The 12,198-nt window shown below is 60.0% G+C and carries 8 protein-coding genes; 5 read left to right on the top strand and 3 right to left on the bottom strand.

Annotation, left to right across the window (positions count from 1 at the left end; all coding sequences use genetic code 11):
• Nucleotides 1–60: 60 nt before the first annotated feature.
• Entirely contained in the window at nt 61–3,828 is a 3,768-nt protein-coding gene (locus IAE77_RS02290; protein ID WP_294221216.1) for a choice-of-anchor D domain-containing protein, read from the bottom strand.
• Nucleotides 3,829–5,161: 1,333 nt separating this feature from the next.
• Nucleotides 5,162–6,568: a hypothetical protein gene (locus IAE77_RS02285; protein WP_294221213.1), complete on the bottom strand. Its 1,407-nt coding sequence runs from the start codon at nt 6,566–6,568 to the stop codon at nt 5,162–5,164.
• A 26-nt stretch (nt 6,569–6,594) separates the two neighbouring features.
• Here IAE77_RS02285 and IAE77_RS02280 point away from each other — a divergent pair, with 26 nt between their 5' ends.
• Nucleotides 6,595–6,987, top strand: a complete 393-nt coding sequence (locus IAE77_RS02280; protein WP_345780954.1) for a hypothetical protein — start codon at nt 6,595–6,597, stop codon at nt 6,985–6,987.
• 113 nt (nt 6,988–7,100) lie between these two features.
• Here IAE77_RS02280 and IAE77_RS02275 read toward each other — a convergent pair whose 3' ends face one another.
• Entirely contained in the window at nt 7,101–7,562 is a 462-nt protein-coding gene (locus IAE77_RS02275) for a hypothetical protein (RefSeq protein WP_294221207.1), read from the bottom strand.
• 128 nt (nt 7,563–7,690) lie between these two features.
• On the opposite strand from IAE77_RS02275, the gene IAE77_RS02270 reads away from it, so the two are divergent.
• The 4 genes from IAE77_RS02270 (at nt 7,691) to IAE77_RS02255 (ending at nt 12,175) form a co-directional block, all read left to right on the top strand.
• The gene (locus IAE77_RS02270; protein ID WP_294221204.1) at nt 7,691–8,308 is read left to right on the top strand and encodes an isochorismatase family cysteine hydrolase; all 618 of its coding nucleotides are present in this window, start codon (nt 7,691–7,693) and stop codon (nt 8,306–8,308) included.
• 154 nt (nt 8,309–8,462) lie between these two features.
• Entirely contained in the window at nt 8,463–9,695 is a 1,233-nt protein-coding gene (locus IAE77_RS02265) for an MFS transporter (RefSeq protein WP_294221202.1), read from the top strand.
• A gap of 234 nt (nt 9,696–9,929) precedes the next feature.
• The gene (asnS, locus tag IAE77_RS02260; RefSeq protein WP_294221200.1) at nt 9,930–11,294 is read left to right on the top strand and encodes an asparagine--tRNA ligase; all 1,365 of its coding nucleotides are present in this window, start codon (nt 9,930–9,932) and stop codon (nt 11,292–11,294) included.
• A 5-nt stretch (nt 11,295–11,299) separates the two neighbouring features.
• Nucleotides 11,300–12,175 carry a protein-disulfide reductase DsbD domain-containing protein gene (locus IAE77_RS02255; RefSeq protein WP_294221199.1) on the top strand — a complete coding sequence of 292 codons (876 nt, stop codon included), beginning with the start codon at nt 11,300–11,302 and terminating at the stop codon, nt 12,173–12,175.
• Nucleotides 12,176–12,198: the final 23 nt, after the last annotated feature.

Genomic DNA, 12,198 nt, shown 5'->3' with positions numbered 1-12,198 from the left:
CGCATCATCCAGCGCACGCAGAAGCTCATGGAGAAGCTGGCGAGCTGATTTCGCGTCCTTTCACTCCCCGGCAGTGACCTTTAGCCGGACAAATCGTTGTCCGCTGGTCCCTGCTGGGAGGGTGGCCTTCACCTGCTGCGTCGTTCCATTGTCCGTGAGCACCGATTGTGTCACTCCGCTCGTGCTCCAGTTCGTTCCCGGCAGTGAATCACTCCATTCCACCGCGAATATTACCCCCGCATTCACCGCGGCGACGCTTCGTGTGTAGTTGAATTCGATCACGGCGCCATTGAGCACGGTCGGTGTGGGAAGACTGCTGCTTGCCGTTGGAATCAGCCCACACGCCCATTCCAAAAAATTCTCGAGGCCATCATGATCCGGGTCTGCTGAATCAGCAGCGCTGTCCGAATTGCTGGTGGAGTTAAAATGGACCTGCCGCCAGCCCTCTTGGGAGGTTACTCCACTGCCTGCGAGCACAACTCCATACAATGGCTCATCAAAGTCATTCGAGGCGAGCAGCAATGAGGCATTCCGAGGTCCCATGGCACCGGGCGTGAAGTTGATGGTGAATGTCGTTGTTGCCATGGGTGCCAGACTGGTTGCCATGCCGGAGGTGTTGACGACGAAATCGGCAGCATGTGTCCCCGAAAGCGAGGCCCCGGCCAGGGAGAGAGTCGCATTGCCCGTATTACGGACGGTGAACTGCCTCTCAGCGTTGCTGCCATCGAAGGCAATGGGGCCAAAACTCACTGTTCCACTTCCATCGACAAGTTCGGTTCCCACTGGGGCCTCCAAAACCACGTCCGGCACCGCCACAATAAACGTCCCAAGCTGCTCAAACAGGCTCGAACTGCCGTTGTAAATGCCACTGGCAGCGCGGCCCCGTGCTCGGAGCATGCCGTTGGCTGGAAGGGAGAGACCGGTGAGCTGCCAGTTGACGGAGGTGCCGATTCTGGTGCCCGCACCGACCTGAGCCCAACTCGACCCACCATTTGTGCTGATGTCAAAAGTGACTGCGCTAACAACAGGTGCAGCGCCACCATGGGACCAAGTGATTTGGGTGAAATCCGGTGCGGAGAGCACGCGGGAAGCCGTGTCATTGACAAGCCTGGCAAACAAATGGCGGGGCGCGGCCGCCGGTGCTGCGTTTGGCTGCAGCGCCGTGAATTCTCCACCGACCAGCACGCGTCCGTCGTCTTGCAACGCGATGCCGTAAACAAGGCCGTTTGCATTTGGATTGAAGGTGGTGTCCAGCGTGCCTTCGGGGTTCAACCGCGCCAGATAGTTTCGCGTGGTGGCAACAGCCGCGCCGTTTGGTTGAAGGCTGGTAAAGGCACCACCCAGCAGCACGCGTCCGTCCGCTTGCCGCGCCATGCTGAAAACCGCACCATTGGCCGAGGGGTTGAAACCGGTGTCGAGAGTGCCTGTCGCGTTGACTCTAGCGATGTAGCTTCTGGTCACGGGCGAAGGAGTACCATTAGGCTGTAGGGTTGTGAAAGCACCGCCCAGTAACAGTTTCCCGTCAGATTGTTTGGTGACCGCAAACACCGTGCCATTCGCCTTGGGGTCAAAGCTGGCATCCAGAGTGCCATCCGCATTCAGGCGGGCAACATACCGCCGGTTGGTCGGCGATACGGCGCCGGTGCCTTGAAGCGTGGTAAAATCTCCGCCCAGGAGAATCTTCTGGTCGGATTGAACCGCCAGCGCATAGACGACGTCGTTCGCATTAGGCGTGAAACCTGCGTCAAGACTGCCATCAGACATTAGTCTGGCCACATAGGAACGAGGTGTGGCCGAGGCGGCCCCATTGGGCTGCATGGAGGTGAAATCACCAGCAACAAGCACTTTGCCATCGGGTTGTGGCAGGATGCTGCGCACATGATTGTCCGCCTTGGGGTCAAAGGCTGCATCCAGCGCTCCGTCTGCATGCACCCGTGCCAAATACTGCCGTGCCGTAGCAGCTAGGGCCCCGTTCGGCTGCAATGTGCCAAACGAACCGCCCAACAGCACTTTGCCATCCGGCTGCACGGCCACCGCATACACCGCGCCGTCAGTTTGGGGGTCAAATCCCGTGTCCAGCGTCCCATCCACATTCAGCCGGGCGATGTTGGCACGCGGCACCCCGAGCACCGAAGTGAAACTCCCTCCCAGAAGTATTTTCCCATCCGGCTGTATCGCCATGGCAAGCACACGATCTCCGACGATGTTCGCATCGAGCGAATCAAGGCCGCCAGGTCCTTCGACACGGATGGTAAAAGTTTGTGCAGCCGTGGTGAGGGCTGGATTGGCATTGATTGAGGCATCGTCTGTCAGTGTGACTGAAACCACGGCTGTGCCTGCGCTGCCATTGGTCCAGTAGCTGAGCTCTCCGTCCGACGACACCAATGGAGGCGTGGCAAAAATACTCCCACCGCTGATGACAGTGGAATTGAAGCTCGATGCCTGTGACACCGTGCTGTCGCCATCATTGATGGCCGCAGCCCAGCCGGGAATGTTTTGTGCTCCGGTGGTGCGGATGGGATGAGTTTGGTTTGATCCTTTGGCGAACGAAGGCATCTCGTTTTTGTTGAGGATCGAGATGGCGAACGGCTTCTCGAAAAAAAGTGCTCCCGCATCCGTCACGCGGACACGCACCTCATAGCTGCTCTTTGTTTCAAAGTCTGCGCCAGGTGTGAGTTTGAGCAAGGTTCCGGCGATGGTGAAGCTGGCGTTGTCGCTATCACCGGTGCCAGTGGCGAGGGTGAAGGTGCGTGTGTCACCGGGATCCACATCCGTGGCGCTCAGCGTGCCCACGGTGGCATTGGCGGCATTGTTCTCGGCGATGCTGCTTGCACTCAGCGCGATTTCGGTGGGCGCTTCGTTGACGTTGGTGATCGTGATGGTGAACGTTTTTTCAAAAAACAACCCGCCGGCGTCGGTGGTGCGGATGCGCACGCTGTAGCTGCTCTTGGTCTCAAAATCGGCACTGGGGGTGAGTCTGAGCGAGGTGCCGCTGATGCTGAAGCTGGCGTTGTCGGTGCTGCCAGTGCCTGAAACCAGCGTGAATGTCTGCGTGTCACCGGCGTCCGCATCCGTGGCGCTCAGAGTGCCCACAGTGGCATTGGACGCATTGTTCTCGGCGATGCTGCTGGCACTCAGCGCGATGTTGCTTGGCGCCTCGTTGACATTGGTGATCGAGACGGTCAGCGCCTTTTCAAAGAGGCCGCCATTGCCGTCGTCGGCGCGCACGCGCAGGCTGTAGCTGCTCTTTGCCTCATAATTGGCGCTGACATTGATGTTCAAATTCGAGCCGGCGATGGTGAAGCTGGCGTTGTCCGTGCTGCCGGTGCCGGAAACGAGGCTGAATGTTAGCGTGTCACCAGGATCAGCATCGACGGCGTTCAGGAGACCCACAGTGGTATTCGTGGCGTTGTTTTCGGCGATGCTCGACGATGTGAGCGTGATGTCAGTGGGAGCGTTGTTGGTTCCTATCCCTTGAATGTTGAAATTGAATGGGCTTTCATCGAAATCAGCATTGGTGAAGCTCACGGCCGCTGTGCGTGGGCCAACAGCCGCAGGGTTGAAGGAGATCTGAAAGGTGGTACTGCCACCGGCTGCCACTATGGCGGCAGGTTGTGAACTGACGAAAAAATCCGCCGCATTCGCGCCGCTCAGTGTGACCAGGCCCAGCGGCAATCCTGTGCTGCCTATGTTCTGGATCGTGAAGATGCGCGATATGGAGCCTTCGGTGACCCCGAGGTTGCCAAAATCAGTGTTGTCCGTCACAGATGGTGTGCTGTCTCCGTCAGCAATGTCCAAGGCATTGCCGCTAACAGCAATCTCGGGCATGTCCAGATTCACGGCCGCTGCCAGATTGGGGGAGATTTTGCCCCCCGTGGCGACAAATTCGCCTCCGACATACATAGTGCTTCCCACCAACGCCATCTGGCAGACCTCGCCTGATAGACTATTGGTAGTGACTCCAGATCCAAGTGCGCTCCATGAGGTGCCATTCCACTTCGCGATATTGTTCGCATTTACCCCGCCCACTGAAGAGAATTGACCACCCGCATAAACATCCGTGCCGGAAAAGGCTATTGCCTTCACATAGCCGGATGATATGCCGCTGCCCAGAGCGCTCCAAGCACTCCCATCCCATCTGGCGATTCCTCTCGCGCTTTGTCCTCCGGCAGAAGTAAAGGAACCACCTGCATACAAACTTGATCCATTTATTTGCAGCGCTCGAACCGAAGAGTTCATGCCTGATCCTACAGTGCTCCAGGATCCATTGCTCCATTTTGCGATGTAGTTGGCCGTCACTCCATTCACGGTCGTGAAACTGCCTCCCGCATACAAGTCCGTTCCCATGGCCGCCAGGGCATGCACGACTGGTGTTGATCCTCCGACCCCCGATCCCAAGGCGCTCATCGCAGTGCCATTCCATTTTGCAATGCCATTGACAGTGACGCTCCCAGTCGTGGTGAAATCACCGCCGATGTACACATCTGATCCAATCACAGCTATGGCATTCACCCTTTGATAATTGATGAGGCTAACACCTCCTGCGTAACTCCACGACGTGCCATTCCATCTGGCAACTCCGCCGTATCCATAGTTGCCTCCGGCTTCGGTAAAGAAGCCGCCAACATACAAATCTGTTCCGGAAACCGTCAGTGCATAGACACGTCCAGTTTGTGTGCCTGGTGTGGAATAGGTCACTCCCCCTCCCAGTCCTGACCATGTGCTGCCGTTCCACTTCGCCACGCTGTTGGCGTACACACCGTTCAAATACTTGAAATATCCCCCCACGTACAAGTCTGTCCCAGAGACGGCGACGGCACTCACTTCGATTGACGGGCCAGTTCCAAAAGTGCTCCAGGATGTTCCGTTCCATTTTGCCAATTTGGACGCTTTTAAACTCGCTGTGTCAGTTGAGAAATCCCCGCCGACGCACAACGTTGGTCCAACAAAGGTGAGTGCATTCACACTAGCTCCCAATCCAGATGTGAGAGCTGTCCACGAGGAACCGGTCCATCGTTGAACTCCTCCCGTGCCAGTCCCGACATAAACATTAGAGCCGGAAATGGCGATGGAGTAAACAAAATAGCTGGGTGAGGTGCTAAAGGCACTCCAATTGGTTCCGTCCCATTTCGCCAAGTAACTTGATGTCGCCCCGTTCGCTTTAAAGAAGTCGCCCCCTACATACAGGGTTGACCCCCGATACCGCGAAGGCAAAGACCCGTCTATCCACTCCTCCGCCCACTGGACTCCACGTTGAACCATTCCATTTGGCGATGTAGGGGGCGTTGACGCCTCCTGCCGTGGTAAAGCCGCCCCCAGCGTAGAGTTCCGAGCCAAACATGATTATTGTGTTCACGATGCTGTCGGTGCCTGAGCCGAGCGAATTCCATGTGCTGCCGTCCCATCTCGCAATGTTGGTTACAGGTGCCCCACCGGCCGTTGTGAACGTCCCGCAGGCAAAAAGATCAGAACCCGATACTTCCAGGCCTAACACCGTAGGGCCACCAAGATACGGACTCGTACCGCCAATACCTGTTCCAAGGGCGCTCCATGAACTGCCGTCCCATCTGGCAATTTTATTCGCACTCATACCACCAGCTTGGGTGAACTCACCGCCGGCATAAACAATGCCTCCGGAGACTTTCAAAGCATGCACTGTGCCGTTTAGCCCAGTCCCTAATGCAGTCCAAACACTCCCATCCCATTTCGCAATCCGGTTCGCCAGAATGTTGACGATGGCAGTGAACTCGCCAGCCACATACAGATTCCCGGATGCATCAGTTGTAAGCGCATTTACGTTGCCGTTGGCGCCCGTGATGTCTCCAGTGCTCACCCAGTCTGCATCACTGAAAGTCGGATCAATGCGGATGGGATAAATTGCCTCCGCATCATCAATCACGACGTGCAGACTGTTTATTCCATCGACTTGTATGCGAGCGGTCAGTTCCTTGCCCACGGCATCCAAGACTTTAAGCCGGCTGTACGCCAATTCACGCCTGGTGGTTTCCACGGTCAGCTTGACACCGTATTCAGCCGCCTCGGCCTTCGCGCCGGACACCTCCAGCTTGATGCTCAATTCACCTTCGCCTGCCGGCTTTTGCAGCACCACAAAGTCCTGGCGCACACCATCCATGCTCACCGTGTATTCCTCGATGAGACCGGGACGGATGAAGGCTGCTCCGTCATTCGAGGCGCGGGCTCTGCCCGTGGCAGGTAGATGCACGACAGGGTTCGTGCTTCCCCTGCGGCTGATTTCCGTCGCAATAACTCGAAACCGTGCCGTTTTGCCCGCGTCCTCGTCGGCGCTGGAAGTGAGCCAGAGGCCTTCATTCGTGACGTCGCCTTCGAGGTCCTGCATCACGGCTTTGAGCTTCGCCCCATACTCCGTGGGCAGGGTGGCGATACCGTCGCCAGTGTATTTTTTCTGCGCTTCAACACCGAGCTGGCTCCACGGGATGGAATTTACGGGCGCCGTGGACGCCGCGGGCAAAGCGCTCGGTTCAGCCTGCAGCAGCCATGGCGCTGCGAGGTAAAAAACACATGAGGTAAGAATGAACTGCGAAGTCATTTAGGTTTTATTAGCTGAAATTTGATGTGCTTGTAGCAGAAAGACTGAGTCACGACAATGCATCACTTCGCACCTTTTCGGTGTTGCCCGGCAGCCAATCCGTCCGCTCCCTAAAGCGCCTCGTCGGCTCACTCGCCCTCGTGTTGACCCCCGAAGGCGAAATGACCCCGCAGATGCGCCAGATGATGATAGCTCTCGGCAAAGAAAACGGCATGCCCGGCCCGAAGGTCGTCTTCGAGATCAATCCGCGTCACCAGCTCGTCAAAGGCCTCGCCAAGCTCCACAAGAGCGATCCCGACACGGCAGGACTCATCACCGAGCAGATCCTCGACAACGCGTTGCTCAGCGGCGGCCTCCTCGATGAGCTCCAGCGCATCATCCAGCGCACGCAGAAGCTCATGGAGAAGCTGGCGAGCTAAAAGCTCGTCGCAGGCTTCTGCTCAACTTCATGTTGAAGGCCGAAACGACTCCGTTTCGGCCTTTTCGTTGAGCCTGGCCGCAGAACCTGGCCCCGCACGCAGGATGCTGTCCGTCAGCCTTCCAAACCGATGAGGTGCTCCCGCCCCTGAAGGACTTTGAGCGGCAATCGCAGCTTCGCGACGGGTGGTTCCCCGATATCAAGCTCGATCCACTTCACCCACAGACTCCTGCGGAGGATTGCGTTCCGAAACTCCGACCATGGCAGAAACAGGGGCGGATGAGCGATCCGGAACGGGAGCCAGACAGCCAGGTGGAGACCTTCCTTCGATGCATGCATGGTCAGGCAGCCGTTGTAGCTCACTGAGCCCAGCACCATTGACTGCATCCAGAACCGTCTGCCGGCCGGGGGCCTCACCGCCCTGAATCGCTGTGCCAGGCGATGCCAGCCGCCCATGTGGGACAGCACCGTGCTGACAAAATACCACAGCGCCGCGAAGGCGGCCGGAAACAGGACGATCATCCCGTTATGCGACGGAGAAGCAGTGGCAGCGGCAAGCATGGAAAGCAATGGCATGGGACAGCGGCGGCGTAAAGGCGCGGAAAGGAGCCGGCGCGGCCAGCTACAATCGGTGAATCATTAGCCGTCAGCCGCTCCCATTCCAACCCGTCCGTGATGCTGCGCGCGGGCGATTCATCCACAGCATGAACAAAGGCCACGCATCGCATCCCGCACCGCACGGCTGCGTCGCCGGGCAGGCCCGCACCGTCCTCCTGCTGATCGACGTCATCAATCCCTTCGACTTTCCGGAGGCGCACCGCCTGCTGCGTTTCGCCCGGCCTGCCGCCCGCCGCATCGCCGACCTGAAGCAGCGCCTCGCCGCGCAGCACGTGCCTGCCATCTACGTGAACGACAACTTCGGCCGATGGCAATCCGACTTCCGTGCGCAGGTCGAGCACTGCCTCCACGACGACTGTGTCGGCGCTGACATCGTCGATCTCCTCCGCCCCGGCCCGCACGATTACTTCGTGCTTAAGCCGAAGCACTCTGCCTTTTACTCCACCTCGCTCGAGCTGCTGCTCGGCTATCTCGGTGCTCGCTGCCTCGTCCTCACCGGCTTCGCTGGAAACCTCTGCGTGCTCTCCACTGCCAACGACGCCCACATGCGTGACTTCGATCTTTGCGTGCCCCAGGACTGCATTGCCTCCGAGACCGCAGGCCTCAATCAAGCCGCCAGCCAGCACATGCAGCGCTTTCTCCGCGCCGACATCCGTCCCTCCACGCATCGCGGCCTGCTTCGCACGCTCTTGGAAAAGAGCTGAGCACGATGCGGAGGTGGGAGAAGGATTGGTGTTCAGTGCTCAGCCGGCCTTCGAGCATCCAGCATGCTGGAGAATGCCTTTTGGGGTGTGAAAGGGAGGCAGGCGGGGTGATGATGTGACGGCCACGCATTGCCGCGGAGGCGATGGATGAACCATGATGAGCAAACACCGTTCCGATTCCCTGCTGTGGCTGATTGCCTGCGTGGGCTTCATCAGCCTCGGGCTGCCGGATACCTTGATCGGTGTGGCGTGGCCGTCCGTGCGGGATCATTTCCATCTGCGGCAGAGCGAGATAGGTCTGGTGTTCGCCGGAGCTGGCTGCGGCTATTTTCTCTCCAGCTTTTTCTCCGGCCGCTTGCTGCAACTCATGAGCATCGGCATGCTGCTGGCGGCAAGCAGCGCGCTGGTGGCGCTGAGCGGCGGCGGTTACGGGCTGGCCACGGTGTGGTGGCTGTTCGCCGTGTGCTCGGTGATGCACGGTCTGGGCTCGGGGGCGATCGACGCGGGGCTCAATCACTACGCGGCGCATCACTTCTCGGCGAGGCGGATGAACTGGCTGCACGCCTGCTACGCGCTGGGCGCCACTTGCGGGCCGGTGATCATGACGCAGGTCATCGGCAGACAGGGCTCGTGGCGTGCGGGCTACCTCGTGGTGGCGGCGGTTCTGCTGGTGCTGTCCGGTGTGTTCGCGGTCACGCGGCGGCGTTGGGACCCGCCGGAGGGTGAAGGCACGGCCGGGGCGGGGTCAGAGCCAGTTTCCCGCCCGGTCAGCACGATGGACACCTTGCGGAACCGCCTGGTGTGGCTCCAGATCGTGCTGTTTTTCTTCTACACCGGGCTGGAGGTGTCAGTGGGGCAGTGGAGCTTCACCCTACTGACGGAAAGCCGCGGCATTCCACCGCCGACGGCCGGCTGGTGGGTGACGCTGTATTGGGGCAGCATCGGCATCGGCCGTGTTGTGTTCGGTTTTGTCGTGGAGCGTCTGGGGATCGACCGCCTGGTCCGCGGCAGCCTGCTGCTGTCGCTGCTGGGAGTGACGTTGTTTGCGCTGGACCTGTCGCAGCCGGTGACGGCAGTCTCCCTGGCGCTCGCGGGACTCGGGCTGGCCTGCATCTATCCCTGCCTGATGACGCGCACGCCGCAGCGCCTTGGGAAGGCACTCGCAGCGCACGCCATCGGCTTCCAGGTGAGCGCTGCGATGCTGGGCGCGGCGGCACTGCCGGGCCTGTCCGGGCTGCTGGGGGAAAAGGCGGGGCTGGAGGCCATCGCTCCCACATTCATCGGAGTGGCGGCGCTGCTGGTCACGTTGCATGAGACGCTGCTGCGGGGAGACCGGCGCGCGCATGGAGGGGTAGGACCGCATTCATCCCCACGTTCGAGCAGTTGATTCGTGACAGTAGGCGTCGGCTTGCCGGTTTTTTGTTCGCCGTTCTTGGTTCTCGGCTCTCGGTTCTCACTTGTGGCGCATCCTTCATAGGCCACCGAGGGAAGGAAGATCGATGTGGCACGCTCAGCACGCTCAATGTGACGTCCCTGTTTATGCCGGGCGGCTTCGTCCTTCGGCATTTTCCAAGGGGACGCCCGCTTGCCCGGTCGGTGACGCTCGTTAGCGTCACGTCCAATGCCCCACGAAACCATCCAAACCCTTCTTCGATCCGAATCCCCACGCTCCGACATCATCGCTCGTGGCTGGGTGCGCACGAAGCGTGACTCGAAGGCCTGCTCCTTCCTCGAAATCACCGACGGATCGTGCTTCAAGGGCCTGCAGGTCGTCGTCGATGCCAGTTTGCCGTCCGCGTCGCTGCTGCCGCGCATTTTGACCGGCGCGTCGGTCGAAGTGAGTGGCGACTTGATCGCGTCACCGGCCGCAGGCCAGAAATGGGAGATGCAGGCGAAGGAACTGCGCATCCTCGGCGAGGCCGATGCGACCTATCCTTTGCAAAAGAAAGGCCACACGCCCGAGTTCCTGCGCACCATCGCGCATCTGCGTCCGCGCACGAACCTGTTCGGCAGCGTCTTCCGCGTGCGCAGCAAGATGGCCTTTGCCGTGCATCGCTTCTTCCAGGAGCGTGGCTTCTTCTACGTCCACACGCCGATCATTACCAGCAGCGACTGCGAAGGGGCAGGGGAGATGTTTCAAGTCACCACGCTGAAGCCCAACACGCCCACCAAGCCCGAGCAGGACTTCTTTGGCCGTCCGACCTACCTCACCGTCAGCGGCCAGCTTCAGGGCGAGGCTTTCGCCTGCGCCCTCGGTAACATCTACACCTTCGGCCCCACCTTCCGTGCCGAGAACAGCAACACCACGCGTCACGCCGCCGAGTTCTGGATGATCGAGCCCGAGATGGCCTTCTACGACCTCTTCGACGACATGACGCTGGCCGAAGAACAGGTGCGCTACCTCGTGCAGGCCATGTTTGACGAATGCCCGGACGAATTGGAGTTCTTCAACAAGTTCATCGACAAAGAACTCGTCGCCCGCCTTCAGCAAACCCTCGCCAAACCCTTCCAGCGCATCAGCTACACCGACGCCGTCGAGATCCTGCTCAAATCCGGCCGCAGCTTCGAAAACCCCGTCGTCTGGGGCGAAGGTCTGCAAACCGAGCACGAGCGCTTCCTCGCCGAAGAGCACGTCAAAGGCCCCGTGACCATCTTCAACTACCCCAAAGGCATCAAACCCTTCTACATGCGCCAAAACGACGACGGCAAGACCGCCGCTGCGATGGATCTGCTCGTCCCCGGCATTGGCGAAATCGTCGGTGGCAGCCAGCGTGAGGAGCGGCTCGATGTTCTCGAAGGCCTCATGGCCGCCCAGGGCCTCGAACCCGAAAACTACGCCTGGTATGCCGACCTCCGCCGCTACGGCAGCGTCCCGCATGCTGGCTATGGCCTCGGCTTCGAGCGGCTGCTCATGTTTGTCACAGGCGTTCCCAACATCCGCGATGTCATTCCCTTTGCGCGGACACCGGGGCATGCGGCGTATTGATCATCATGGTTCTCAGTTCTCAGTTCTCGGTTCGCCGTTGGTGGTTCCTTCTCTTCGCCCTTTGCTCTTGGCCCTTCGCGGCGAAAGCTCAGACCGGCCTCCGTCTTCAACTCGTCTCCGAGCAATCCGCCATCGTCCCCGGCAAACCCTTCACCGTGGGCCTCTACCTCGAGCATGACCGTGGCTGGCACACCTACTGGCGCTTTCCCGGCATCGTGGGGGTGCCGACGCAGATGAAGTGGGATCTGCCGGAGGGCTGGAAGGCCGGTCCGTTGGTGTATCCCGAGCCGGAGCGCACGCTGATGTTTCAAATCAAGGCGCAGGGCTTTGATCGCGATGTGATGCTGCGAACGGAGATCACCCCGCCCGCGAACTTGAAGATCGGAGATCAGGTCACGCTGACGGGCAAAGCCTCGTGGATGTGCTGCGGCAAGTCCTGCCATCCCGGAGCGATGGACCTCAGCCTCACCCTGCCGGTGGCGGAGACGGCGGAGTGGAACTCGAAGTGGCGCAAGCTGCTCGATGAGGAACGCGCGCGTGCCGAACGAACGAGCGACGCGTGGACCGCCGCAGCGAGTGAGAAAGGCGAAGTCATCACGCTGGTGCTCAAGCCCGCCTCCGCCGAGGCCCGCGTGAGCAAAAACCAGCGGGAGGCCGGCCAGATCATCGTCTTCACCGAGGACGGCTGGTTCGACACCGACAAGCCGCAGACGATCCAGCGCCACGACGACGGCAGCCTGACGATCACCCTCCTCAAAGCCGACACCTACCTCGGCGACAGCCCGCCGCAGACGTTGCGGGCCATCCTCCGCAACGACGAAGGCTGGGTGCAGGATGCCAGTTGGCGCTGCCTCCAGATCGCCCCACCAATCGAGCGCTGACCAGGAGGCTTGGGCTGCCGCTG

It is taken from the genome of Prosthecobacter sp. (assembly GCF_014879935.1).
GTDB lineage: Bacteria > Verrucomicrobiota > Verrucomicrobiia > Verrucomicrobiales > Verrucomicrobiaceae > Prosthecobacter.
The sequence above is the reverse complement of the archived record's forward strand: the minus strand, read 5'-3'. Positions and strand labels throughout refer to the sequence as shown.